The organism is Leptolyngbya sp. NK1-12 (assembly GCF_032598965.1).
Lineage (GTDB): Bacteria > Cyanobacteriota > Cyanobacteriia > Elainellales > Elainellaceae > Elainella.
In genome coordinates, this window is the sequence record NZ_CP053586.1 from 3,480,076 (window position 1) to 3,506,531 (window position 26,456).

Below are 26,456 nucleotides of genomic sequence, written 5' to 3' on the forward strand. Positions count from 1 at the left end.
GGTTTGAGCGTTGGCTTTCGAATTTAAGGTTGAAGTTTTGAGTTTTCGTCAAGTCCGACGGCAGAGTTTCGTCACTTGTTTTTCAATGTTTCTTAAGTTGGTTGCCTAGCCTATTTACAGAGGCTGGCCAAACTCAAGTCAGCTTTTACTTGAGCTTTGCAACTTAAAACTCAAAACTTAGAACTCAAAACTTAGAACTCATACCTACCACTTACTATCACAATTCTCCGCGCATTGCTTGTTTCATTTCACGAACCGCTCGCTCTAGACCGACTAAAACTGCACGGCTGATGATGGTGTGCCCGATATTGAGTTCTTCCATGCCTTCCAAACAAGCGACAGGGTAGACATTCCAGTAGGTGAGGCCATGTCCCGCATTCACCCGGAGGCCACTGGCAATCGCCTGGGCACATCCTGCAGCCAAAATCGCCAATTCTTTTGATTGACTTTGCTCGTCGGTGGCTTCGGCATATTGGCCGGTGTGTAGTTCAATGAATACGGCCTGAGTGGTAGCGGCAGCCTGAATTTGCTGCTCATCGGCGTCAATAAACAAACTAACGGGAATGCCGGCGGTTTGCAGCTTGCCAACCACCTGCTTCATTCGCTCTAGCTGGCTGGCTACATCTAATCCCCCCTCGGTTGTGACTTCCTCTCGGCGTTCGGGAACTAACGTTACGTAGTCAGGGTGAATGTCTAGGGCAATCGCCACCATTTCGTCGGTGGCAGCCATTTCCAGGTTGAGGTGGGTTCTCACCGTTTGGCGCAGCAGACGCACATCTCGGTCCTGAATATGGCGTCGGTCTTCTCGTAGGTGTACGGTAATTCCATCAGCGCCCGCTAATTCTGCCAGCACCGCCGCCCCAACCGGATCGGGTTCTACCGTCCGCCGTGCTTGTCGAATGGTTGCAATGTGGTCAATGTTGACCCCTAAAGTAGGCAATCTCGTGTCTCCATGCCTCAACGATCGCCTTAGATTTTACATGATGGGTTGGGAGTGCGGAGTGAAGTTGGTATTTTCATTCACTCTTTACATCGATGTCATTGTTTCGGCTTGCTTCATTTTGCTGTTTGATTTGCCTTTGATTTAGTAAAGCTGCGATGGTAAAGCCTTTCTGCAACCCCCTTGAGGTTGTTACGCTGAGAGCAGGGTGCAACAGATCGATTGGTCGAAACTACGGGATGGGATCACTGATTACAAGTCAGAATTCCCAAACAATAGGTTATTTCCCGTCCCCATCCTGTTCCCGTGGGGTTGGTCTACCGAGAGTCAAGCGCCGTGCTCCAGCAATTCGTTACAAAAATTGTCAGAGGGCAAGGCACTGTCGTTCATTGCAACCAAACCCAATTTCATGAGATTTTCACTTAAACGGCAGCAGGTTTCCAATTTCGGCTTCCAGATTCACCACCAAGTTCACCAATGGTTTGGCACTTACTGGCAGCAAGGTTTAGCTCTGACCCTAGCCACTTTAATGGTATTGATGCTGTGGCAGGTTGGTGTGGGGCAGCTTTTAGAGCACTGGTCCTATAATGCTTTGTTTCAATGGCGAGGAGCATTGCCGTGGAACCAGTCCATCGCGATTATTGAAATCGATGAAGCAAGTTTACAGCAGCTCAACGTTTCTCCTTGGTCACGCCAACTGTATGCAGCGCTGATTAATCGCCTAGCCGTATCAGAACCGGCTGTAATCGCCCTGGATGTTTTGTTTCCTGGAGTAGATGCTGAAGATGCAGAGTTAGCAGCGGCTATGACTCAACAGGGCCGAGTGGTACTAGCCCAGGCCTGGGACCTCAACAATCAGCCAATCTTATCGAGTCCAGCTTTAATTCAGACAGCGAGCGCTATCGGGCATATTCACTATGCTGCCGACGCAGATGGTGTGACCCGCTTTGTGACCACAGAGATTGCAGGTACCCCAACGTTGGGAATGGCTGCCGCTCAGGTTTATACCTCCTACGCCACCTCAGTATCACTGCCCAAACCACCCACTCGCCAAATCTGGCTCAACTGGCATTCGCTGCAGCAGGCGGCCCATTATCCGCTTGCTGCCGTCATGGCCGGGGAAGTGCCGCCTCAACGGTTGCGCAACAAAATTGTTTTGGTAGGTCTAACGGGGAAAGATGGTTTACCAACCCCGTTTCAGCGTCTCAACCACTCGGTTTATCTCCATGCCACGCTGATCAGCAACCTGTTGCAGCAAAACTTTTTGGTCTATGCCTCACGCTTGAAAACGAGCGGTATGCTGCTGATTGTGAATCTGGTAGTGTTGAGTGGGACCGTTCACTGGCGTTGGTTTTATCAACTGTTGCTCTGGAGCGGACTTTGCGGAGCTTGGGTTGGCTTGAGTTGGATTGAATTTACGGCCAATATTTGGCTACCCGTTGCCACGCCGATCCTGTGGTTTGGTTTGACAGGCATAACGCTACTAATCACTAAATTTCTGCTGACATTTCAGAATTTGCGTCGCAATGAGACTCGCTATGCCCTGATGATGCAAGGCTTTAACGAGGGCGTTTGGGATTGGGATCTAAAAACCAATCGCTTCTATTTTTCGCCTCGTTGGAAACAAATGATGGGCTACGACCCAGACGAGTTGGGCGATCGACCGCAGGATTGGCTAGATCGAGTACATCCGCTGGATCGACCTGGGTTGGAGTCGGCTATTGCAGCCTATTTGCAAGGGGTAGGTTCCCATTTTGAGCACGAATACCGGCTGCTGCATGGAGATGGCAGCTATCACTGGATGCAAAGCCGTGCACTGGCCGTTTACAACCCTGAAGGCATCGCCGAGCGACTCGTTGGCTCTCAGACTGATATCACAGCCCAAAAGCAAGCTGAAGAAGAGCTATGGCGCAGCACCTTCTTCGATCGCCTGACAAATTTGCCAAGCTGGACCGGCTTCGTGCATGACCTCCAGCAGACTATCAACCAATCCCAGCAGGATAGTCGTCTGCGATTCGCGATTCTTTGGCTGGATCTTGACCAGTTCAAGCTGGTGAACAACAGTCTAGGCAGTAGTGTGGGGGATCGGTTGCTGGTGGCTATTGCTCAGCGTCTTCAGTCGGTTTTATCACCCACTGAGGTGGTTGCAAGGCTGGGAGAGGATGAGTTTGCGATTCTGCTCAAATCAATTCAGGATGCCAACGACGCCATTCAGATAGCCGAGCAAATTCAGCAAGTGCTGGCATGTCCGTTTAGCCTAGACGACCACGAAGTTTTTGTAACAGCCAGTATTGGCATTGCCCTCAGCGCTAACCACTACCACAAGCCAGAGCATTTACTCAGGGATGCGGGTACAGCCATGTATCGTGCTAAGGCAATGGGGCGAGCTAGCTATCTAGTATTCGACAAAAGTATGCGTACTGGCATGCTAGTGAAGCTAAGGCTAGAGAGCGATTTGCGGCGAGCAATTGCAGAAGGCGAACGCCAAAGTCAAGCTACTCTTGCGGTTGAACCACTATCTTCCGATCGGAACAAGCAGCAAGCTGCTGAATTAAAGGAGCTATCTGGAGCACCGAAAGCATCAGAATCTAAGGCTTCTACTTCTGCCACAAAAGACATTGCAACTCCTGCCGATCCCAGTCTCAGCGTTACCTCCGAACGCTATCCCGAGCTAGAACTCTACTATCAGCCGATTGTCCGCCTATCCACAGGGCAGGTGACTGGCTTTGAAGCTCTGGTGCGTTGGCAGCATGCAGAACAGGGTCTTCTGTTCCCGTCCCGCTTCATCTCAATGGCCGAAGAGACTGGGTTAATTATTCCGTTGAGTTGGTGGGTGTTGCGAACTGCCTGTCGCCAAATGAGCCAGTGGCGGCGGCTATTTCCTGAAATGGCGTTGGTAATGAGTGTCAACCTCTCTAGTAAGCAGTTCTCGATGGCAGGTTTGACCGAGAAGATCCAGCAGATTCTGCAAGAAACCGATCTGGAGCCGACTTACCTGAAACTGGAGCTAACCGAAAGCATGGTGATGGAAAATGTGGCGAGTGTGGTGGATGTGCTATACCAACTGCGGACCTTGGGCATTCGACTGGCGATCGATGACTTCGGCACTGGCTACTCTTCGCTCAGCTATCTGCCGCGCTTTCCGTTAACCACGCTGAAAATTGACCGCTCCTTTGTGGACCGCCTAGATGATTGTCATGGCAACTTGGAAATTGTGCGGACTATCCTGGCGTTAGCTCATAACCTGCGCATGGATGTGGTAGCAGAGGGGGTTGAAACCGAATCCCAAGCAACTCGACTGCGAGAAATGGGCTGTGAATATGGGCAAGGCTTTTTCTTTTACAAACCCCTGGATGTAGAGGCTACAACCCAGCTATTAGCAAAACAGTCGATGCTGACCAAGCAATCGACTGCTGATAGGTAAAACAGCAGTCAATTTAACTGTTCTATCGCGGCTGCCCAATCTCTGGGCTAGTTTGCGATATGTAATCAAATGCTGACCTAGCTGGCTGATTCTGAAAAAACTTGAGACGATCCATTCCAAGCAGGCTAATGGCTGATTAGCTAGCGTGAAGCGCTGATTTTTGGGGTGGTTTTTGACCGTCACTTAACAATTTTTATTACTACAGTTGATTTTCCCCAAGTATTCCACAACCTTTCCACAGCGTTCGCTGACTTTTCCACAACCGGCAGGTTGTTTTCCACAGGTGTCTACGCAACGGCTAGGGTTTGCCAATTTATTGGGGAAATTGTGGCTATGCCTATGAGAGGCGGCCCCGTCCTGAGTTTATGTTTAGAAAAGTAACAAAAATGAGCCAGAACCCTGATTCTATCGTTCACTACTTTTTTTAGAGCTTGACTTGGCATAATTGCCCGGCATTGACAACCCTACCCCCCCATAGCGCACAATGATGCGACCTACTTCAAATCGCGCTCTAACTGGAACGCTAAACAAGGCTCCCAAACAGGCTTCTACGAGCTTTGGGGCAATTGTTGGAGTTCGAGTTACGATGGCGCTACTTTTCGCTACAATGCAGCATTCCTAAACTGGCTGCCTGCGAAAGGCAGTAGGTAGATTCACCTGTTTCAGCAATTCCCTAACCGAGGTAGAGGTTCCTATGTACACAACGGTCAGCATCCTGGCAGAAATCCCTGAAGAGCTGCATGAGTCTTTGCAGAGCTACCTGGAAACGCATCCAGACTGGGATCAAGACCGGGTGTTTTCAGCTGCCTTATCTTTGTTTCTGCTGCAAAACGGCAGTAGCAGCACACCAGATGCCTCTCGCAGCTACCGGCGAGCAGCACGGGTTTATCTGGATACCTTGTTTAAACACGCGGTTTAAGCATGGCGTGCAACTGGGGCAACTCCAGTCTTCCAAGCTCTGTTCATTTCCTTGAGCTGTTGATTAGCTGGTTCCGTTTAGTTCGTCCTTTTCGTCCTCAGGCCTAACTACAGTTTTTAGGGGTGTCCGCCATCGATTGCTAGCAGTTCAAACAGAGCGTCAACTCTGATCGCACCATCCCAACATGCATCAAATCTTTACAGCTTCAGGTGGTTCGCGAAAATGCTCTCAACCAACTCGGTAAAATAGCGGATGGCGTCTCAAGCGTTTACTGTGCTTGGCGTAATTCTTTAATAAATCTGGACTGTAGAGGACATCATCCATGACATATCTCTGGTTCAAAGCCTTTCATATCGTTGGCATTGTGGCCTGGTTTGCAGGCATGTTCTATTTGCCACGGCTGTTTGTTTACCATGCTGAAGCCAACGAGCAGCCAGAAGCCGTGCGGTCGGTTTTGCAGCAGCAGTATCAGATTATGGAAAAGCGCCTCTACCGCATCATCATGACACCCGCTTTGGTACTAACCGTGGCGATGGCGATTGGCATGGTGGTAGTGGCTCCAGAGCTACTCAAAGAAACCTGGCTGCATGTCAAGCTAGGGCTGGTGCTGATTTTGATTGGCTACCATCACATTTGTGCTCGTTTAATGAAAGAAATGGCAGCGGGCAAGTTTCGCTTTACAGGGCAACAGTTCCGTTGGTTCAATGAGTTCCCGACGGTGCTGTTTGTGATTGTGGTGCTGCTGGCTGTATTTAAGAATAATTTCCCCACTTCAGCTGCGAGTTGGGCAGTAGTTGGCATGATTGTGGCGATGGCGGCCATTATTCAGCTCTATGCGCGTAAGCGTCGGTTGGCGCGGGAGCAAGCGGCCCAAGCACTGGATCCCGAATCAACCACGGTGGCTAAAGCTGGGTAATCTGCTTGCTTAAATTCACGCATTTTCAACAACGACTGGCCCCATCATCTGCATGTTAATCGACTGCACTGCAAAGGTCAGGACAGTTTCATCGACGCCCTTGAGCTTCAGGGGGCTGAATTTGGTGATCGAAACACTGTCGTCCAGGTAGTCTGCTACGGCTGCCGAAACCAGAATTGCATTGGGTTCTGCGGCTTCTTGCAGACGAGCGGCAATGTTTACGCTGGGACCAATGGCAGTGTAGTCAGACCGTTCACGACTACCAAACATGCCTACTACGGCTGTGCCTTGATGGATACCACAGCGAAACTGGACGCGGCTGATGCCTTGGGCCTGCCAGCGTTCGTTGAGGGCGTCAAGAGCGCGCTGCATTTGGTGGGCCGTGGCAATGGCGCGGCGTACTTGCTCGTTGGGGCTAATTTCCTCTGGAGCACCAAAGATGGCCAGAATGGCATCGCCCACGAATTTATCGACCGTACCACCATTGTCAAACACAGTGCGGGTCATTTCTGATAGATATTCGTTCAGCAGTTCGGCTACCCGTCTGGCCCGCAAGGTATTTGATAGCTCGGTAAAGCCGACAATGTCACTGAATAGCACCGTGATCACGCGGGGTTCGGGACGCAAATCAAGGGATAGTGCCCCTTTGGCAGCTTTTTGGACTAGGGCTGGTGGCAAAAAGCGCTGCAAAACCGATTCGGTCAGGTAGGTGTTCAGCTCGGCAATCCGGCGCTCGTTGGCTTTGAGGGCAAGCAAATTGCGGACTTCGGCCAATAGCTCCCGGTCGTTAAACGGTTTGGCCAGATAGGCATCCGCTCCCATTTCGGTGCCTTCGATGCGGGTATCTTCGTCGGCCTTGGCCGTTAGTAGAACGATGGGCGTGCCCTGGAGGAGCGGGTGTTGGCGAATCATTTGGATCATTTCCAATCCAGAAACGCGCGGCATCATTAAATCGGTGACGATCAGGTGGGGGGACTGCGCTTGAGCGACATGAAAGCCTTCTTCTCCGTGGCGGGCAGCACAAACCTGGTATCCGGCCCGCTGCAAGACGCTGGCAACGTAGCTACGCATGTCGGCATTGTCATCCACTACCAGAATTCTGGCGGATGAATCGACTGTCTGAGAAGTGGTCTGAGAGATTGGGGCGGTTTCCGCTCCGGAAATCACTGTAGGAATCTCTAGTGAGATAGCTGATGGAACTGCTTTGTTCAGTCCGTCGATTTGCCCTTGGACGTAATCTTCCTGACCTTGCAGTTCGGTTTCAATGTCAGCTAATTCAACTGTGGCGCGGCTCTGTTCCAATTCTGCCGGTCGCTCGCTCACTTGAGCAATTGGCAAATGGGCCTTACCCAGCGGCAGCAACACTGAGAAGGTTGTGCCTTCACCATAACTAGATTCCACCGTAACTTTGCCACCATGCAGGTCAACCAGTTCCTTCACTAGCGCCAATCCTAAACCGCTGCCTTCATAGCTGCGACTAGCCGAACCATCAGCCTGCCGAAACCGATCAAACAGATAGGGAATCTGGTCGGGCCGAATGCCAATGCCCGTATCCTTCACCTGCACTAAGCAGTGATGCTCTGCCGTTTGTAGCCAGACCTCGATTTTGCCGCCCGCTTCTGTGAATTTGATCGCATTCGACAGCAGGTTATAGAGCACCTTGTCGAACTTTTCCAGATCGAGATAAACCGAGGGGCAAGCTTCTAAACAGGTCCGCAGCTCAATTTGCTTTTTAGCGCAGTAGGGCCGGAAGGAGTCCACCACTTGCTCGATGAAGGCCAATAGGTCGCAGGGGTGGAAATGGGGCTGCATGCGTCCAGCATCGAGGCGCTGGAGATCGAGGAGCTGGTTGACCAAACGCAGGAGTCGGCGGGAGTTGCGCAGCGCAATCACCGATTGCTCATAGGATAGTCCCTGCTGTTGTTCGACTGCAGCTTCCAGCGGGCCAAGCGTCAGCGTCAGCGGCGTGCGAAATTCGTGGGATACATTTTGGAAAAATTCGGTCTTTTGCCGATCCAGTTCGAGCAGCTTTTCGGCTTGCTGGCGAGTCGTTTGGTAGAGCCGAGACTGCTGCACGGCAATTGCGGCTTGGGCAGCCACGGCCTGGGCTAGCTCCACTTCAGCGGGTTCCCACTGGCGCGGCTGGTGAATCTGCCGGAGGGAAATGCTGCCGATAATTTTGCCGTCATAGAGCAGGGGGACCACTAACAGCGCTCTGGCCGGAGCACGTAGCGGCAAGTCCGAGACATGCAATTCTGCATGCTGGCTCAAGTCATCGATGACTACGGGAGCCTGAGTCGTCAATAGCTGCTGCAAAACCGGGTTGCCATCAATTGGGGCAAACGACTGGGGCAATTGTTGCCGATTGGCAAATCCAGTCAGTTCTGCTTCAGAGGACAAAAACGCGGCAGCAATAGATTGGGTCGCATCGTGGAGGCCAACGCACTGAACAAACTCGTCGTCTTCGGTCCACAGCGACAGAGCACAGCCATCTACGTGCAGTGCCTGCCCCAACTGTTGGGTAATGGCCGCAAAAATATCCTGGGGATCCAGGCTAGAGCGAATAGCGGCTGTAATCGTGTTAACCAGAGCTTCTCGTTTCGCTAGAGCACGCACCTGCTCATAGGCCCGTGCTTGGGACAGAGCAAGAGCAGCTTGGTCAGCGACCATCACTACGAGCTGCACTTCGTCATCCTGCCAGATGCGGTGCTTGCACTGGTGGAGAGCCAGTACAGCCATTAACTCCTGCTGACAGATCAGCGGCACAATCAAGCTGGAGGCGATCTCGGCAGACTGATAGGCCTGTTGCTGCTCAGAGATCGCGGTTAAAATCCGTTCGTCAGTCAAGGCATCAGTAATCACCAGCACCTGATCGGTTTCCCAAACGGTATGTTTGAGAATCTCATAGGCGGGCGACTCGTTAGACTGGGCTGCCTGGTAAATAAACGCTTCATCCTGAAGTTGATTGTTCTGAAGTGGACGCAAAATGCAGCAGTCTACGTCAAACATTTGCCCCACCGTGATCACGATTGTCTGTAAAATCTCACGGTAGTTGAGCGCGCCCCGAATCGTGTTGGTAATTGCATTCAGCAGGGATTCTTGCCGTAAGGTTCGCCGCAGCTCTTGGGTGCGAGTTTTAAGGACATTGTGGGTATCCACGGCCTGCCGCACTACGGCTTTTAGCTCTTCGTCATCCCACGGTTTGGTGACATATTTGAATACTTTACCGGAGTTGATCGCCTCGACCAGATCTTCTACATCGGTGTAGCCGGTCAAAATAATCCGAATCGTATCTGGGTATTGGGTAGCAGTAAGGCTAAGAAACTCAGTGCCGCTCATCATCGGCATGCGCTGGTCAGAGATAATCACGGCTACCTCACCTACCTGCGCTAGCATCTCCAGCGCTGCCGGACCATTCTCTGCTCGCAATACTTTAAATTCTCGGTGAAAGGTGCGATAGAGCAGATCCAGGTTGTCTGGCTCATCATCCACCACTAAAATCGAAGGTTTGTTTGGATCTAAAGATTTCATGCACCGCTCTCCTCGGTTTGAGGGCAGTTAGATGAGTAGGGCTTTGTCAAGTAAAAATGCCTGAGGCAGAAATGCTCTAGCGCTTGGCGTCAACAGTTGTCAACAGTTAGAGATTTCGGCAAGTGGGCTGAGATCAACCGTGGCCAGTCAACTGCCTAGGACGGTACCGAACGCTAGGGATGCTTGTCGGTGTAATGTTCACGAATAGGCAGTTTTTATTCCAGTTTCTATTCATAGAGCACAAAGAATTCCTAGGAGGCTAGTCGGTTGGTTGAACGGGGCTTTGGCTAAACGGATAGATAAAATTGGCATTTTCACTCTTTAGGAGCGATAACTGTCTGTTTAGCACCGAATATACAGCTTCCTGTCGATTTTTGGCTCTCAGGCTGCATCTGCTTCATCAAATCTGCAAATGGTCACGTATTTTAGGCATCATTTCAGTCTTAGCTTGATCGAAATCAGGTCGATCGGAAATCAGGTGCGAATGAAACGGTTTAGATACTTAAACCTGATCTAGAGAGTGCCCAGTCCTGTAAGGCTTTTAACTGAAGTCCTATAACTAATTCTCAGGACTACAATGAGGGCATCCCCCCCTTCTAAACGCATGTCTACCCCGCACCCAGAAGCTTTGTCGTCCTCATCACCTAATTCAACCCCGGCTCACGACCAGTCTGCTTATCAAACCCGTAGCGATACTTCCTTCTTGACGCGCACTGTTCGGCAGCAGGATCTACTCGCGTTAGCAGATTTGCTTGCTAGCAGCTTTCACGGTCAAGAGGGTTGGATGCGGTGGGTTTATCCTCTCCTGAAAGCTGGAATCTATGAAGATTTGAAGAGCCGCTTTCATAGCCGTAGCAGCCACTATGCCTGTTTAGTGGCTGTCAAACCAACGCTAAAAGGACAGGCTTTTTCAGAACTGAGCGGACGAGTTGCCCCAACTGGTTTGGTGCTTGGTCGTGATACCTTAGTCGGCACCGTAGAGCTGAGCTTGAAAACACCGTCCCTGCTGCAACCCTGGAATACTAAATATCTTTACTTGTCCAACTTGGCGGTTAAAAGCGACTATCGACGGCAGGGAATTGCCCAGCAGTTGTTGCAGACCTGTGAAAAAATTGCTCTGGACTGGGGCTTTAGCGATCTCTACCTGCATGTTTTAGAAAACAATCACCAAGCGCGGCGTCTATATTGGAAAGCAGGTTATCGAGTGCAGCGAATTGAGGTGAACCCCGTCACGCTGCTGCTGGGGCAACCTCGGCAATTATTCCTACGTAAACGGCTGCAGGAATTGGGAGGATCGGCATGTTCTTAGTTACAGGTGCAACCGGAGGATTGGGGCGTCGAATTGGGCGACTGCTGCGGGAACGAGAGCAACCGATCCGAGCCTTTGTCAAGCTCACCTCCCGCTATGGAGAGCTGGAGCATCGGGGAGCCGAGATTTTTATTGGCGATTTATTAGAAGAACGCGATATTCAAAAAGCCTGCCAGGGAGTCCGTTATGTGATTAGCGCCCATGGGTCGAATGCGTCGAGTCGGGGTGGGGCACAGGCATTGGACTACCGAGCCAATATTGATTTGATCGATGCTGCTAAAGCCGCAGGCGTAGCGCATTTTGTCTTCATTTCGGTGCTGGGAGCTGATCGCGGCTATGAAGATGCGCCGGTGTTCAAAGCCAAGTGGGCAGTCGAACAATATCTGCGCAACAGCGGCCTCAACTACACAATTTTGCGGCCATCGGGGTTTGCCTCGAACTTATTGCCGCTTGCCGATCAGTTCCGCCAGACCGGCATTTACCTACTAGTGGGCGATCCCCAGTCGCGTACCTCGATTGTCAGCACCGACGATCTAGCTCGGCTCGCGGTTGAGTCGGTAACTACCCCGGCAGCCCTGAATCAAACCTTAGCTGTGGGAGGGCCAGAAATTCTGACTCGTGCCGATGTACCGCGCATTTTTGGCCGTATATTTAATCGGGAGCCAGTGGTGATTAATCCGCCCTTGGCTGCATTGGATGGGGTGCGGACTGTACTGGGGTTTGTGAATCCAGCGGCTCAAAAGTCTCTAGGTACCCTGCGAACCCTGCTGGCCAATGAGTTCTTTTGCACTCCGACAGAAGTAGCAGCCCTAGAATCAATGTTTAACTTCAAGTTGGAAACGCTGGAAGCCTTTTTGCGGCGATATGTCAATCTTTAAGGTGGGCTGAGGGTAGGACTTTGCAGTGATTGGTTAAACACCGACACGGATCAGTAGAGCAATAAGAATCGCCACTACCGCACCGATCAAGGTATTCAGCACATTGACAATCTCGTTGGTTAGCCAGCTAAACCGCGATTGCAGGGTCGCTCCGATCACGCTCTCTAAATTAGTCGCTACAAAAGCAGCAACGACGCAAATGCCGATGTCAATGGGGCTGATTAAATCCAACCCCCAAGCTAAAGACGCGATTGCAGCCGATGCCAGTATGCCAGCCAGCGTGCCTTCTAAACTAACGGCTCCTTCAGTTCCACGAGCTACTGGCTGCAAGGTTGTGATCAAAAATGTGCGTTTGCCGTAGGCTTTGCCAACTTCACTAGCGCAAGTATCCGAGAGTTTGGTGCTCATACTGGCCACATAGCCCAACACCAGCAGCGAGACAATCAGCGGTGTCCAGGTAGAGGGAAACGTAGCAAAGCTATAGGCCGCCAAGGCACAGAGAGCCGCCACCAGTGCCGATCCCCAAACATTCTCTGGTCCTCTGGCTCCGGAGCGCTTTTCTGCAATCCCCGCGGCTTCTTTTTCGGCCATCCCGATGCGAGTCACCGCCGAGCCGACCAGAAAGTAAAACAGCATCACCAGATAACCGCGCCACCCTAGCGTGCCCCAGAGGATGATCCCCAGAATCCAGGCATGTAACAATCCGGCAGGCGTCAGCAGCTTTTTGGGCACAAACCAGGCAATCCCAAATAGAATCGAGTTAATCCCAATTGCAAAGGCCCAGGGCATGAAGGTGTCAAGCAGAGCTGGAGAAATGGTTGGCATAGACATAGCAAGGATTGTTGGTGGGCAGGAGCCAGCAGTGAGGATCCAGGAGTCAGGAGCTAGGAGCCAAGAGTCATTGAGTTGCCGGTTAGCTTTCTTACCCATGATCAAGAAACAAGCCCTAAACCGGCACCGAATAGCCCAATGCCGCCTTCACCTTGGCCAGGGTTGGATTAGCGATAGCTTCGGCTTTTTCGCGGCCTTGGCGCAACACAGATTCTAGGTAGCCCGGTTCGGCCATGATTTCGTGGTAGCGGTCTTGGATAGGTTTGAGGGCAGCGATCATGGTATCAGTGAGCAGCGGCTTGAACTGGCCCCAGCCCATATCCTGACATTCGGCAGTAACGGCTGCTTTGGTTTGGTTTGACAACAACATATAGAGGCTGAGCAGGTTATTACACTCTGGCCGTTCTGGATCATCGAAGGTCAAACCGCGAATCGAGTCCGTTTTACAGCGCTTGATTTTGTATTGAATCTGGTCGGGTGGATCGAGGAGGTTAATTCGGCTTAGGTCCGAGGGGTCGGATTTGGACATTTTCTTGGTGCCGTCGGCCAAGCTCATCACCCGTGCTCCTTCGGCGCGAATCATTGGCTCTGGCAGTTTTAGAACGGGTGACTCAGGTTTGCCAAACAGATAGTTAAGCCGGGCAGCAATGTCGCGGGTCAGCTCTAGGTGCTGCTTTTGGTCTTCGCCAACAGGTACTTTGTCAGGTTCATAGAGCAAAATATCGGCGGCCTGTAAAACCGGGTAGGTGAGTAGGCCAGTACCGACGTTCTCCCCCTGTTTAACCGCTTTTTCTTTGAACTGCACCATGTCTTGCAGCCAATTGAGTGGCGTGATGCAGCTAAACAGCCAAGCCAGTTCGCTGTGGGCCGGAATGTGAGACTGGACAAAAATTGTGGCGTGGTTCAGGTCAATCCCGCAGGCCAAATACATCGCCGCAACTTGATAGGTGTTGGCAGCCAGCTTGGTGGGGTCATGGGGCACGGTGATGGCGTGTAGGTCTGCCATAAATAAAAAACTGTCATACTGCTGCTGGATCTCAACCCAGTTGCGAATTGCGCCCAGGTAGTTCCCCAAATGTAGTTCTCCAGTGGGTTGAATGCCAGAAAGCACACGCGGCTTAGCCATAGTCTTAATTTCGAGTTCTGAAGGATATTTGAGTTCTGGAGGTGATTGAGTCTTGCCCAAAGCTGATTGTAAAGGGATTTGCTTAGGATTGACATATTGAACCCAGCTCAATCATCAACGAACAAAGATTCTAGATTTTTTGAGAACAACACTTATTGATTTGATTTACTTTTGCTTTACTTCGGTTTGCTTTACTTCGGTTTGCTTTACTTCGGTTTGCTTTACTCCGGTTTCTGTTGAAAGTGTATTGGCTCGACGTTCTAGATACTTGACGCCCCACTCATGCATAGCATCCAAGATCGGTTTAAGGGTTTCGCCTGTTTCGGTGAGGGAATATTCTACCTTGGGCGGTACCTGAAGATACACCTCGCGATGAATGATGCCGTCTTCCTCTAGTTCACGCAATTGCTGGGTCAGCATTTTTTGGGTAATGCCGTGCAGGGAACGATGCAGTTCATTGAAGCGCCGCACGCCCTGAAACAGTTCGCGTAAAATTAGCACTTTCCAGCGTCCGCCAATCACATCAAGCGTACTTTCGACAGCACAGGTGAGTCTACCGTGGGAATAGGTCGTCTCAGGAGATTCGGTTTGATGGTTGATTTGATTATTGGTTTGAGTACTCATAGAGCTGACTAGATTCAATCTGACAGAACTTTCATTAATTCAGATGGTGTTTGCATAGTATCTTTTTGGGTAGTACCTTACTTTGAAGTGCATACTTCCCGTTTAACCTGTTTCTACTATAAACTCAATTTAGAAGCAGTGAAAGGACAGCGATGTTGATCGAGACAGGGTTAATTCAGATCACCTGAGCGCAGTCTAAAAACAGCCCCAAATTCAGTCTGATAGTTCTCTACATTTACTTGAATCGCTTGGCTGCCCTGACTGATTTGCTGCTACACACTCATCGAAATTCTAGAAAACACTTTGGAGGAAGACTATGATTACGCTGCGTCCTGCCGGTGAGCGGGGTCATGCTAACTTTGGTTGGTTAGATAGCCGTCACAGCTTTTCCTTTGGCAATTATTACGATCCGGCTCATATGGGCTTTCGTGCCCTGCGCGTGATCAACGAAGACCGGGTAGCAGGCGGCGGTGGCTTTCCTACCCATCCCCATCGGGACATGGAAATTCTTACTTATGTGCTTTCGGGGGCGCTAAGCCATCGTGACAGTATGGGCAACACCGCCACAATTCACGCCAATGAAGTACAGCGAATCACCGCTGGCACCGGCATTACCCACAGTGAGTTCAATGCGTCTGACAGCGAGCCAGTCCACTTTCTGCAAATCTGGATTGTGCCAGAGCAACGCGGTCTCACTCCCAGCTATGCCGAAGTCGCCTTTCCAGCCGAAACTCGTCAAAATCAGTGGCGGCTATTAGCGGGAGGCAATTCGAGCAATGGTGCAATTCATATCAATCAAGATGTGGATTTGTATGCCGCTCTACTAACCGATGGCGAGCAACTCAACTTTCCGCTACGTCCGGGCCGTCATGCCTGGTTGCAGGTGGCCCAAGGCAAAGTTAGCTTGAACGGCCTTTCCCTAGAAGCGGGCGATGGAGCTGCTATTAGTGACGAAACCCAGCTAGAGGTGCTGGCCCATAGTGATGCTGAAGTGTTGTTGTTTGATTTGGCTTAGAGGATGTTTGAAGAGTATCAAACGTGTTGCATTGCCCCCCAACCCCCCACCAGTGGGGGACTTCCGATCCCGTATTTCTGGTTCAAAGTCCCCCATTTATGGGGGATGTAGGGGGCGGTTCGGGTTGCATCGGCGACTTTTAAAACACCCTCTTAGTTTGATTGAGCTTAGTTGGTTTAGCCCAGCTTGATCGTGCTTAGACTTGATCGTGCTTAGACTTGATCGTGCTTAGACTTGATCGTGCTTAGAATAGAGGTGATTGAATACTTGATTGAATACCTGATTGAATGCTCATTGAGTACAATTTAATTGTCATTCACTTATCTATTTACGTATTCAATCACCTACTATTTCCTTTTATGATCAAAGCTTCATGATCAAAGCAAGCTACAGAACTAGGTGCTACGCAGGCTATGCTGTTCTATAATGCCGACGGCTATACAAAACTTAAACCCCAAAACTGTCCCCCCTTCCTCCCTCTCCCTCTTTTAACTGAGTTAATCTTAATGTCATCCTGCCTAAGGGAGATGACGCCTTGTCTGATTTGATTACCCAAGCCCAACCGCCGCTCGAATTTATTCCACCCGCCTTTAATCCGCTAGTTTATCAAGTGGCTCGCTGGCTATTACCGCTGTGGACCCGTTGGCGAGTGCAAATTGTAGATGTGAAGGTACATCACGCTGAACGTCTTGTTGAACTGTATCGTCAATTTCAGGTGGGTGAAATTCGGTTCATGATGGCGTTTCGCCATCCTAGTGTTAACGACCCGTTTGGCCTATTCCAGCTGTTAGCCCGTTGTATACCGCAAGTCGCAAAACAACAAGGCGTGAAGCTAGATTTACCGACCCATGCCCATTTCATCTACGATCGCGGCATTCCGCTCTGGGCGGGTAAGCCCGTGGGCTGGTTGCTCTCCCAGCTAGGTGGCACACCAATTCGACGTGGCAGGGTAGATCTGCCTGGATTACGCTCGATTCGACAGCTTTTTACCGACGGCAGGTTTCCAATGGCAGCAGCTCCAGAAGGGGCAACCAACGGTCATGCAGAAATTGTCAGCCCGATTGAACCGGGAATCGCCCAGTTTGGTTTCTGGTGTGTGGAGGATCTGCACAAAGCCAACCGTGATCAAGAGGTGCTGATTGTGCCAATCGGCATTCGTTATTACTATGTAGCTCCACCCTGGGATGCGATTGCCCAGCTACTGACTCAGCTCGAAGCCGATTGTGGGTTAACCGCCCCGACTGCTGCCGATCTACCGGAAATCACGGGCGTTCCCTCTACGGTGAGTCCGCAGCAGTTATTGCTCTATCGGCGGCTTTTGCGCCTGAGCGAACATTTGCTGACCGTGATGGAGGACTTTTATAGCAGGTTCTATCACCAGAATCTCAAAATCCCAGTGACTGAGGCAGAATCGCCCCTAAGCGTTAACGATGCTATCGCCGCCCGACTCCAGCGATTGATGAATGCAGCTCTTAGCGTTGCGGAACAATACTTTGGCCTCCAACCCAAGGGAACCGTTACCGATCGCTGTCGGCGGTTAGAGCAGGCGGGATGGGAGTGGATCTATCGAGAAGACTTGGACAATCTGGCTCAACTTCCTCCAGCAGCCCGCGGATTAGCCGACCGAATTGCAGAAGAATCGGCTCTGCGGCTCTGGCACATGCGCTTAGTAGAAACCTTTGTTAGCGTGACGGGACGCTACATCCTAGAAAAACCATCGGTGGACCGACTAGCTGAAACTCTACTTTTGGTGTGGGACACAGTGACGCGCTTGAAGGGCAAAGACCCTACCAAACGCCCCCGATTAGGACCCCAGCGCGTGGAAATTACTATCGATCAGCCGATTTCGGTTACAGCTCGCCGAGCAGCTCATCAAACTAACCGACGGCAAGCGGTGGCTGAACTAACCCAGGACTTACAAACCGCTTTGGAAAAAATGGTTCTTGATGGCTCGCCCTCAGCCTCAGCTAGATCGGTCCCAAGTGAGTTGTGAAATGTATTAAGGGCCAGGTTCTGTTTGAGCAGTGGAAATAGCATCAATAATTTGGCGGGCTTCCGCGTTCAGCAACGGCATCAGTTGGGTTCGGGCTTCGGTTGGCTGATTTTGCCAAAGCATTTTGACAAAACTGGTTTTGCCTTGCTGACTCGTATTATTCAGGACACTGGCAAGCTTCTCGATGTTGATATCTTCCGACATGACTCTAACAACTCCATTCGCGCGTTACCAGGCCCCAAATTGGCGGGAAATTTCACCATTGTGCCATAAATTGCAAACGACCTCGCTCGACGGCTACTGCAACTTCCTCCATATCCGCTAGCCGTTGCAAATGCAGCTCTCGCTCGTCAGGGGACAAGCTATCTGGATCCATTTCGCGCATTTGATGGTAGGTATCTCGAATACTTTCTACCGCGGCCATGTAGGTGGTGTATTGAATGAACCATTCTGCCGCATCATAGGGCCAGACTCCCTGATAGTGCTGGTGAAGGTCGGTGCAACTGGCAAAAAACCGATATTCGCTGTTACCGATTGTGATGCTGGGAGAACGATGTCCCTGCTCGAAGTCATTGAGTCGGGTCAGAATGGCTGGTGAGTGGGGTTCAAACCCAGCGCTGCCATTGATTCTGGCAATTAAACACAACGAGTCATCGTTAGGAACCAGACCTTCGATTAGATAATTAATCAAGCGTCTAATCATCCTTCCCTCCCAAACTCCAAACCTCTGGCATGTTTCTACCCATTTGAGCATAGAAAGACGAATCCACCAAGCACGGATGTTGTCGCTCTGTTACAGTTACAGCACTGACAAGCAAGGTTAGAATTAATCATGCTGACTAGCGCAATATCAAAGCTGCACGGTTATGCGCTGCTCTAGTTGAAGAAATGCTTCAGAGAATGGAGCAGGTTCTAAATTTCGATTTGGGGCAAGGTTGAATGACTGAACGACTGGACCGGATTGAAGCAATTCTGCTGCAACTATCGGAACGGCAAGACCGCTTTCAAGTGCAACTTGAGCAATCAACTCAGCAACTATCGGAACGACAGGATCGCTTTCAAGTGCAACTTGAGCAATCAACTCAGCAACTATCGGAACGGCAAGACCGCTTTCAAGTGCAACTTGAGCAATCAACTCAGCAACTATCGGAACGACAAGACCGCTTTCAGGTACAGCTTGAGCAATCAACTCAGCAACTATCGGAACGACAAGACCGCTTTCAAGTGCAACTTGAGCAATTCAATCAGCAGACACGGCAACTCATTCAAGACACCGCTGGAGATCTGGTTAGCTTGTTGAGTACGTTAGCCTCTGACCTCGATGCGTTGAATGCTAACGTCAACGCCTACATCGCTCAGTCCAATGCCTTTCTTGCCGCTGAACAGCGGGATCGGGCAGAGTTTCGTCAGCAGATGGTAGGTCTACAAACTGAAACACGCAACATCTTGCGGGAACTGGCACAGCGGCGACAGTCCCAAAACGGCGATGCGTGAAGAGCAGAACTAAGCCAAATTGTGAACGGAGAGGGGGGGATTCGAACCCCCGTTGGGTGTGACCCCAAACTTGATTTCGAGTCAAGCGCATTCAACCACTCTGCCACCTCTCCAGAGGCAACCGATCTATTGTAATGCGTGAGGGTGCAATTCGGCGATCTGCAAATCGAATTTTGGGTTGTGGCAATTCGACTTTAATCCTTCTGCATGGCTACAAAACCCTTGGGCGTCGATTGGATTGCGCCGTTCTGCGGCAGAGAATGTAGGGTAACGCGATGCTGAAGCAGCCACTGTTGTGTGGTCGGATCGGTCAGGTCGCCAAACACAATGGCAGTTTTGGGCTGGAGTTTTTCTAACAGTTGGGGGCTGAGGGGATTACCGGACCAAGCAATCACATCTATTTTGGATAACCGCCGCCCCAAGTCAGCCTGCCGCTTCAGATTAGGCACACCCTTGAGCCACAACCAGGTTTGGTGATGAAACTGTAGGCGCAGAATATCCGGCCTCGTATCGATCAGCTCAACTCTGGTACCACCAGCCTGAATTTTGTGGCTTATGGAAAGGGGTAAGGCAACTCCCTGTTGGCTTTTTACCTGCTCGAATAATTCTGTGTAAGTTGTTGTAGAACCAGATGTAAATGTATTGCGAGATGAATTAGAAGTATTGCTGCTACTGCTGGGACTACCGTAAAAAATATTGACTGGTTTAGCCTGAATCAGCGTTTGCCATGCTTCGATGCTGTCTGTGGTCAGACTGGGAGCGATAGCCCAGTCGAGTTGGTTAATGCCTTGCTGTTGTAGAAATGGCAAGAGGCTGAATTGCACATCTTTGAGGTTGCCACTGTGAATCAATCCAATTTTGCCTTTGTCCTGAATCACGAGTGCAGGCTGATCGGAAGTTGGGAGCAGCGTCACCTGAGACAAATTAGCGGCAGTGTAGCCAACTGGTACAGCTACTAATCCAACTCCCACCAATCCGGCTAACCACCAGTAGCGATGCAGGCGTTGCCATTGCCAAATCAGCAGGATCAGACCATACAGCAGCCCAACCTGAAGAACGTTAATTGTACCAACGGCGAAGGTATTACCCGGAAGCTGACAGCCGACCTCAGCGATTTTGATCAGCAGCCGAGCTGGAAAGGCCAGTACCCAAGCCAGCCAGCTGCCTGCCGCTGGGTAAAGCAGAGCCGCAACCGCGCTAACCATCCCTCCCAAGCTAATCAGCGCAATTAGCGGACTCACCAACACATTGATCAAAATGCTGTAGGGCGAAATCACGCCAAAGGCAAACAGCATAATTGGCATGGTCCAAACAAAAGCAGCTAACGGAACGGCCACCATCGACGCGAAGGTAACCGGCAGCCAGTCGAGCCACTTTGAGACAATCGGCACTGTGACTAACAAACCCAGGGTTGCCAAAAAACTGAGCTGAAATCCCAAATCCAAAATCCAAAGCGGATTAACCAACAGCAGCACTGTGGCCGTCAACAGCAGGGAACCCACAGGTCTAACTTTGCGGTTGATCGTGAGAGCCAGCAGGGTGACTCCGCCCATAATGCCAGCCCTGAGCACCGACGCTTCGATTCCAGTCAGGCCAATGTAGCTCAGTAAGGTAACGGCTCCCAGCCCAAACTGCATCCGACTGGCAAAGCGCCGAGTCAAAGCCAGAATCACGCCCAGCAGTAAGGAAACCTGCGCTCCAGATGCGGCTAAGGCATGGGCTAAACCCGTTTGCTTGAACTGATCCTGAATCTCGTAGGGCACATCCACCGCACTTTTGCCCATCACCATGGCGCTAATTAGCGCTCCTTCCCCACCGGCTACGCGAAAATTTTGTGCCTGCACAATTCGTTGCCGCATGGCCCAGAATAGGGGCGGAGCTGGTTTTGCCGTGGCCGGATAGAGGACGCGAGTGCCGTGGAGTCCGGTAAAGATACCTTGCTGAGCCAGATATTGGGCGAAGTCGAATCCTCCAGGGGTTGCTGCTGGCTTAGGACGATAGAGTGAGCCGGCGACGGTGAGCGTCAGCCCTGGATAGATCTGTTCGCCTGCCGATGCAGGAACGGTGACATAGACGGTACCGCTAACGGGTTGGGGCGGAGATTGCGTGTTCTGCTCGGACTGTATAGGCTGCACCTGCGTTGCCGCTAGCTGGAACTGAAGCCGCTGGCTGCGCCTTAGACGAGGAGCCGAAACCACTTTGCCCGACACCTGCACTAGACCAGCCTGAGCTGATGTTGCTGCTCCTGGTTTGCGGTCAGAAGCATCGGTTGGTGATTTTTCTGACCGCGCGGGTGTAGTAGCCGTACAGCTTACTGATTCTTCTGGCCGTAGGGCGGTTTGTAGCCTGGGGTTAGCTGTACTTAGGGCAAAAGTTTGAGCTGGAACGAGATGGCAAATATCCGTCGGGCTAGGTTGGGGTAGCCGTATTTGCAAATACAGCACCGCCACTACCCCCACCAGCCCCGCCGCTAACCAAACCCAGGGCTTAGGAGCCGCCCGCCAAACTCGTCGAATTGTACTAGCGACAGTAATGCTGCCCACCAGCACCACAATCGCTCCCAGAGGAATTCCCGCCCAACGACCCGGAACACCAGCCAACAACAAGCCCAAAATATACGCCAAGCAAAAAATCGCGGCAGTCGTCGCCATCATAGAAGCACTCTGCAACTGGCTCAGCCAGTAAGACTAGAACAGCAGTTGGGGGCAAGCTGGCAGAACGCAACTAAGTGGGGGAAACTGCCTATCCTGAATCGATCCCTTTGCGGCAAGGTGTTTCTCAACCGCGAACTGCTAGGCAAACGGTCGGCAAACGGTGGTTAGCGATCAGGACAGTTTAGCGGGACAATCTAGATCGATAAGCCCAGCTTCAGGCCAAAGATGGCATGGAGAAACAGCAGGCACAGGGCCGCACTGCCGACATAGGCATGGGTCGTCCGCAGGGCTGTCTTATTTTTCCCAAATCGGACCGCTGCCAACAGCGCATTTACGGTCAGCAAGACAATTGCGGCGGAACCAGTCCAGAAGTGGGGGCTTTGCAGGATCGGCTGTTGCTGCATCACCAGGGACAACACACCGCCGGTATAGCCGAGCGCGATAAACAAAAACATCAGCGGGGCAATTTTCTTGTGGTCAGCCCAGCTTTTGGCGGCTTCGGCTCCGCCTAGCTGCCGGCCTCGCCATCCGGTTAGCCCAACTACACTGCCCATGACGAACACCACGATGCCCATCATCAGCGGGTGGCCCCAGTGGACAATTGGCTCTGGGATATTCATACTGCGAAACCAAGTGGCGATTGGCTCTAGCCACTGACTCAAACTCTGGGATAGTTCTAACATGGGTGCTCCTCTCTGCGTTTCTTAAGAAATGTTAAGAGTATTTTAGAGGAATTGAGTCGGGGTCATGTAGTCTGTTGATCGGCTTTGGTCTGGACTGGAGTGGGTTTGGTACCATGAACCCAACGGGCGTCAACAGGATTGCAGAAACGCTATGGCAAAGGGTAAAAAACACAATCTCAAGTGGATCAAGGAAACGCTTGACCTCCAGCCTGGTCACCATTGGCAATCGAAACCGGGCTACAAGATTTTTGTGGCGGGTCGAGGTGCAGTGCGGTTTGATGTGCCTGCCGATTGGGTGTTTGAGCCAGATGAGAAGTCTTTTCGGTTTCTGGATGGGGAGCCGCCTAACGACAATGCCCGCTTAGAGGTGTCCTTTAACAAATTGCCGCCCGCCGATTGGAGCTTGGTACCGCTTAAGCCGCTATTAAAGCAAGTGGTGGAAGATGATCACCGCAATGTAATTTCCCGCAGCGAGATTTTTACGGTAAAACGCCAAACCGCCCAGATTGTCTGGACCGAACTAAAATTCATCGATACCCAAGAAGCGCCTCGTGAGGCATTTTCGCGCATCTGTATTGGTTTAGGCTCCAACGTGCAGTGTTTAATTACGTTTGAGTATTGGGCCGATGAAGCCGAAAAGATGACGCCAGTTTGGGATGAAGTTTTACAGTCTCTGACGCTGGGTTTGTATATCCGCGATCCGATGACTGGTACCGCTTTTCCGGATTAGTGAATGGGAGAAACCCTTCGTGCAATAGCGAATAATCATAAGCTGTAATTTCCCAGACGAATCGCTGATTGCTGCGGTTTTGTTAGAGATTTTGTCGGACCTATTCAGACCTACAGTAATCTCCTAAAATCAAGTTACTGATTTCCTTAACAGCGGTGTTTGCAATGGTACAGTCTGACCGATGGCTTCACCTGCCGAGTAGTGATGAACTTCCATGTTCTGACGATACGCCTGTGGATAACGAGGATCAAAATCTCCTTCCTAATATCTTGCTATTTCTACTCAAATTCATTTGGGCAGAGCGCAACGATTGGTTCTTCGGCGTGGACATGGGAATTTACCATACCACGGGAGTTTCTCCGTTGGTACCTGTAGTGCCAGACGGGTTTCTCAGCTTAGGGGTAGAACGCCATAAAGCAGGAGAATCTCGCAAAAGCTATGTGGTGTGGGAAGAGGCAGGGGTGGTGCCCACGCTGGTGCTGGAAGTGGTGTCGCTGATGCCGGGTGGAGAATACGACACTAAAATGACTACCTATGCCAAGTTGGGAGTGCTGTATTACGTCATCTACAACCCTCAATATTGGCAGCGCGACCAACATCAACCATTTGAAGTGTATCGACTGGAAAATGGTGTCTACCAGTTGCAAATGGGTGAACCCTATTGGATGCCGGAGGTAGGGCTGGGAATTGGCCGAAGCCCTTACCAAGACGGAACCGTGATACGGGAAGCGCTGTATTGGTATAGCGAACAAGGAAAGCGGTATTTAACGCCGGAGGAGCAACTTGCACGCTATCGTCAACGGTTTGGCGAATTGCCAGAGGAATAGCTGTAAAGCACGATTTTGAGAATAAAACTAATTAAAAAAACAGGTACGGCGTGAGCCATACCTGCGTTCCCTGCTGTCTGTTGCGAGAGAACTCGTGGGTTCTCAGGCATATCTGGATTGTGCCAAGCTCAGTCAATCGAAAATGAAGTCATTAGCTGGCAAACTTAGCAAACTTAGACGAACTTGAAGTCGTAGGCAATGATCACGTTAGTGTTGTCTTTAACGATACCGATGCGTTCTTTGCCGCCGCCACCAGTGTAGTAAATCTCCGTGTCTTGCGCTGAGCTGCCGATGCCGCTGACGCTCGTGTATTCCAGCTTGTACTGACTGGCATTGCCCTTTACCTGAATCTGGTCGTCCTGCCAATTAAAGTCGTGGATGACGGCGTAGCCATCGCCGGTTTCGTTGTAGAACACACCAGAGTAACTGCCTAAGACAAAGGTATCTTTGCCCGCACCGCCGGTCAGATGGTCATACTGCGAATCGTTGTTTACTGTGTAACCATAGCCGTTAAGGAAATCATCACCATCGCCGCCAGATAGATTGTCATTACCAAAACCACCAATTAGGGTATCGCCGCCACTCATGCCAACTAATGTGTCATTATCAGCACCACCATCCATATAGTCATAACCATAACCACCTACCAGATAGTCATTTCCGGCTTCACCATAGAGGTAATTAGAACTGTAGTCGTAGATGGAATAGTGGCCGCCATTCACATAATCGTTGCCAGCGCCGGCGTAGATGATATCGAATCCATAGCCGCCATAATTGGTATCGTTGCCGGTGCCGGAATAAATTTTGTCGTCGCCGCTGCCGCCATCGCAATAGTCATCGCCAATTTCATCATGTGTGCTTTCAAAGCCGATTACATCGTTGCCAGATTCTCCATATAAATAATCATTGCCCCAACTTCCAATCACATTGTCATTGCCGGTTCCGCCGTAAACTGTATCGTTACCATAATCGCCGTAGAGCAGTACATCATTACCAGCATTCCCGTAAATTTTGTCATCTCCATAACCACCAAACACCGTATCGTTGCCTGCCAATGCGTCGATGGTGTTGTTAGCGGCAGTGCCGAAAATGGTGTCGTCGTAGATGGTGGGATAGCTTGCCATGAATTGATTCTCCTTGAGGTGAAGTGCGTGAATTGGGTGGAACGGTTTCCTGTTAATGGGCTATAGGAAGGAGTTGCCTGGTTTATTCACTCAAGCTGGATATCGATTGACAATTGTTTACAATTCTCTGAACCCGGAGCAGGTGCTCGTTTGGCTGGAGATAGAATGGATGAATCAAAAACAGATTGATTTATGCGTCCTCGTCAGCAAATTACTGAGCTGTTCTCCACTTTTTTGCAATTTGAAGCCGACCGCTTCGATCGCTGGGTTGCCGATGCCCGTTTGCGTCGTCAAATGCAGCAGCTAGAGCGTACCAAGCAGGTACCTACGTCTGAACAGTTTTGGGCGCTGTATTGGTATAAGCACTGGCAGGTCGCCATTCTAGGCAGGAATGGCGCTAGTCAGGTGGGAGTGCAGGCTGGGGATCCTCAGCCGCAGGCCGGATTGCACCTGAGTGCCTATCTACAGGAGTCATGTTATTGGGCGGCTCAGCAGACGGTGCGCAAGTTTACCGATTTGCACTACCGCTTGCCAGATTGCTTTCAGATTGCCGTCGCCGAGGTGCCCGCCGTGCTGAAGGGCTACAACCCAGAGCGAGGAGCCAGCCTCAAAACCTACGCCGGGATGGCCTTTGGCAGTGTGTTACGGGATGCGCTACGGCAGCGGCAGGTGGTGGATTTGTCTACTGGCTGGTCGCTACTGCGACGGACGAGCAAGAAACGGTTGCTGGAGGCGCTGCATCAGGCCGGACTGGCTGAAACTACAATAGCCCCCTATCGGTTGGCTTGGATTTGCTTCAATCAGCTCTATGTGCCCGCTGCACCAGGAGAAAGACTGCCCAAACCCGATCCGGCCTTTTGGGACGCGGTGGCTCAGCTCTATAACCAAGAGCGTCATCAGTTGGTGCCACCCGGTCCAGCAGTCCAAGCTGCTACTATCGAACGCTGGCTGACTCAGATGGCGAACTGGGTGCGTTCCTACCTTTATCCAGCGGTGGGTTCGCTGAATACGCCCAAATTTAGCGAAGAAGCTACCGAAGTGCAGGATACCTTAGCCGACCCTACCAGTGACTCCCTCCTGACCGAACTGATCGAAGCCGAAGAGAGCGACGACCGCAGCCAGCAGCAGGCTAAGCTGAACCAGACCCTCACCACTGCCCTGAGCCAGCTCGATTCCCAATCGCAGGACATTTTGCGGCTGTATTATCAGCAGGGCAAAACCCAGCAGCAGATCATGCAGGAAATGGCGATCAGTCAGGCGTCGGTGTCGCGGCGGTTGAGTAAGGCGAGAGAAAAATTATTAACCGCTCTGGTGCAGTGGAGCCAGTCGCTGAATATTGCGCCCACTCCCACCCTAATAAAAGACATGAGCACCGCGTTGGATGAGTGGCTGAATGCTCGCTATCAAATGAACGGAACCGCTCCATCCACCTAGCAAA

Annotated in this window: 20 protein-coding genes, 1 tRNA gene and 1 pseudogene; 11 read left to right on the forward strand and 11 right to left on the reverse strand. The window is 51.2% G+C overall.

What is annotated here, in order from left to right; translation table 11 throughout:
* Positions 1 to 217: 217 nt before the first annotated feature.
* A complete protein-coding gene (locus HJG54_RS14645) occupies positions 218 to 940 on the reverse strand; it encodes a pyridoxine 5'-phosphate synthase (protein WP_036006079.1) in 723 nt (240 codons plus the stop codon).
* A 409-nt stretch (positions 941 to 1,349) separates the two neighbouring features.
* On the opposite strand from HJG54_RS14645, the gene HJG54_RS14650 reads away from it, so the two are divergent.
* The 3 genes from HJG54_RS14650 to hemJ all read left to right on the forward strand — a co-directional run bounded on the left by HJG54_RS14650 (position 1,350) and on the right by hemJ (position 6,199).
* Entirely contained in the window at positions 1,350 to 4,364 is a 3,015-nt protein-coding gene (locus tag HJG54_RS14650) for an EAL domain-containing protein (protein ID WP_316429514.1), read from the forward strand.
* Positions 4,365 to 5,058: 694 nt separating this feature from the next.
* Positions 5,059 to 5,283: a DUF2811 domain-containing protein gene (locus HJG54_RS14655; RefSeq protein ID WP_036006081.1), complete on the forward strand. Its 225-nt coding sequence runs from the start codon at positions 5,059 to 5,061 to the stop codon at positions 5,281 to 5,283.
* 322 nt (positions 5,284 to 5,605) lie between these two features.
* Positions 5,606 to 6,199: a protoporphyrinogen oxidase HemJ gene (gene hemJ / locus HJG54_RS14660; RefSeq protein ID WP_316429516.1), complete on the forward strand. Its 594-nt coding sequence runs from the start codon at positions 5,606 to 5,608 to the stop codon at positions 6,197 to 6,199.
* 15 nt (positions 6,200 to 6,214) lie between these two features.
* On the opposite strand, the gene HJG54_RS14665 is transcribed toward hemJ, so the two are convergent.
* Positions 6,215 to 9,730: a response regulator gene (locus HJG54_RS14665; RefSeq protein ID WP_316429518.1), complete on the reverse strand. Its 3,516-nt coding sequence runs from the start codon at positions 9,728 to 9,730 to the stop codon at positions 6,215 to 6,217.
* Between the two features lie 604 nt (positions 9,731 to 10,334).
* Here HJG54_RS14665 and HJG54_RS14670 point away from each other — a divergent pair.
* A complete protein-coding gene (locus HJG54_RS14670) occupies positions 10,335 to 11,039 on the forward strand; it encodes a GNAT family N-acetyltransferase (RefSeq protein ID WP_036006087.1) in 705 nt (234 codons plus the stop codon).
* Positions 11,030 to 11,917 (forward strand): SDR family oxidoreductase, encoded by an 888-nt coding sequence (locus HJG54_RS14675; protein WP_316429520.1) that lies wholly within the window; start codon positions 11,030 to 11,032, stop codon positions 11,915 to 11,917. Before HJG54_RS14670 ends, HJG54_RS14675 begins: the two co-directional genes overlap by 10 nt.
* Before the next feature lie 54 nt (positions 11,918 to 11,971).
* Here HJG54_RS14675 and HJG54_RS14680 read toward each other — a convergent pair.
* From HJG54_RS14680 to HJG54_RS14690, 3 genes and pseudogenes are all read right to left on the reverse strand, one after another.
* A pseudogene (locus HJG54_RS14680) lies at positions 11,972 to 12,847 on the reverse strand (TIGR00297 family protein); the annotation flags it as partial.
* A gap of 16 nt (positions 12,848 to 12,863) precedes the next feature.
* Positions 12,864 to 13,874, reverse strand: a complete 1,011-nt coding sequence (trpS, locus tag HJG54_RS14685; protein WP_316429522.1) for a tryptophan--tRNA ligase — start codon at positions 13,872 to 13,874, stop codon at positions 12,864 to 12,866.
* Positions 13,875 to 14,039: 165 nt separating this feature from the next.
* Positions 14,040 to 14,474, reverse strand: a complete 435-nt coding sequence (locus HJG54_RS14690) for a winged helix-turn-helix transcriptional regulator (protein WP_420717391.1) — start codon at positions 14,472 to 14,474, stop codon at positions 14,040 to 14,042.
* Positions 14,475 to 14,814: 340 nt separating this feature from the next.
* Between HJG54_RS14690 and HJG54_RS14695 the strand changes: the two genes are divergently transcribed.
* Both HJG54_RS14695 and HJG54_RS14700 read left to right on the forward strand, forming a co-directional pair.
* Positions 14,815 to 15,513: a pirin family protein gene (locus tag HJG54_RS14695; protein ID WP_316429526.1), complete on the forward strand. Its 699-nt coding sequence runs from the start codon at positions 14,815 to 14,817 to the stop codon at positions 15,511 to 15,513.
* Between the two features lie 535 nt (positions 15,514 to 16,048).
* Positions 16,049 to 17,506 carry a 1-acyl-sn-glycerol-3-phosphate acyltransferase gene (locus HJG54_RS14700; RefSeq protein ID WP_316429528.1) on the forward strand — a complete coding sequence of 486 codons (1,458 nt, stop codon included), beginning with the start codon at positions 16,049 to 16,051 and terminating at the stop codon, positions 17,504 to 17,506.
* A gap of 6 nt (positions 17,507 to 17,512) precedes the next feature.
* Here the strand turns inward: HJG54_RS14700 and HJG54_RS14705 are convergent, their stop codons facing one another.
* Together HJG54_RS14705 and HJG54_RS14710 are read right to left on the reverse strand one after the other, a co-directional pair.
* Positions 17,513 to 17,710: a hypothetical protein gene (locus tag HJG54_RS14705; protein ID WP_036006097.1), complete on the reverse strand. Its 198-nt coding sequence runs from the start codon at positions 17,708 to 17,710 to the stop codon at positions 17,513 to 17,515.
* 52 nt (positions 17,711 to 17,762) lie between these two features.
* Positions 17,763 to 18,209, reverse strand: a complete 447-nt coding sequence (locus tag HJG54_RS14710; protein WP_316429529.1) for a hypothetical protein — start codon at positions 18,207 to 18,209, stop codon at positions 17,763 to 17,765.
* Positions 18,210 to 18,445: 236 nt separating this feature from the next.
* On the opposite strand from HJG54_RS14710, the gene HJG54_RS14715 reads away from it, so the two are divergent.
* Entirely contained in the window at positions 18,446 to 19,000 is a 555-nt protein-coding gene (locus tag HJG54_RS14715) for a hypothetical protein (RefSeq protein WP_316429531.1), read from the forward strand.
* A 26-nt stretch (positions 19,001 to 19,026) separates the two neighbouring features.
* Here the strand turns inward: HJG54_RS14715 and HJG54_RS14720 are convergent.
* The 3 genes from HJG54_RS14720 to HJG54_RS14730 all read right to left on the reverse strand — a co-directional run bounded on the left by HJG54_RS14720 (position 19,027) and on the right by HJG54_RS14730 (position 22,337).
* A tRNA-Ser gene (locus HJG54_RS14720) sits at positions 19,027 to 19,113 on the reverse strand.
* Between the two features lie 81 nt (positions 19,114 to 19,194).
* Positions 19,195 to 21,654, reverse strand: coding sequence for a ComEC/Rec2 family competence protein (locus HJG54_RS14725; protein WP_316429532.1), 2,460 nt, complete (start codon positions 21,652 to 21,654; stop codon positions 19,195 to 19,197).
* 194 nt (positions 21,655 to 21,848) lie between these two features.
* A complete protein-coding gene (locus HJG54_RS14730; RefSeq protein WP_316429534.1) occupies positions 21,849 to 22,337 on the reverse strand; it encodes a DUF4079 domain-containing protein in 489 nt (162 codons plus the stop codon).
* A gap of 151 nt (positions 22,338 to 22,488) precedes the next feature.
* Here HJG54_RS14730 and HJG54_RS14735 point away from each other — a divergent pair, with 151 nt between their 5' ends.
* A complete protein-coding gene (locus HJG54_RS14735; protein WP_316429535.1) occupies positions 22,489 to 23,067 on the forward strand; it encodes a hypothetical protein in 579 nt (192 codons plus the stop codon).
* Between the two features lie 233 nt (positions 23,068 to 23,300).
* Positions 23,301 to 23,894 (forward strand): Uma2 family endonuclease, encoded by a 594-nt coding sequence (locus HJG54_RS14740; RefSeq protein ID WP_316429536.1) that lies wholly within the window; start codon positions 23,301 to 23,303, stop codon positions 23,892 to 23,894.
* A 173-nt stretch (positions 23,895 to 24,067) separates the two neighbouring features.
* Here the strand turns inward: HJG54_RS14740 and HJG54_RS14745 are convergent, their stop codons facing one another.
* Entirely contained in the window at positions 24,068 to 25,018 is a 951-nt protein-coding gene (locus HJG54_RS14745; RefSeq protein WP_316429538.1) for a calcium-binding protein, read from the reverse strand.
* Positions 25,019 to 25,210: 192 nt separating this feature from the next.
* On the opposite strand from HJG54_RS14745, the gene HJG54_RS14750 reads away from it, so the two are divergent.
* A complete protein-coding gene (locus HJG54_RS14750; protein ID WP_316429539.1) occupies positions 25,211 to 26,452 on the forward strand; it encodes a sigma-70 family RNA polymerase sigma factor in 1,242 nt (413 codons plus the stop codon).
* Positions 26,453 to 26,456 lie beyond the last annotated feature (4 nt).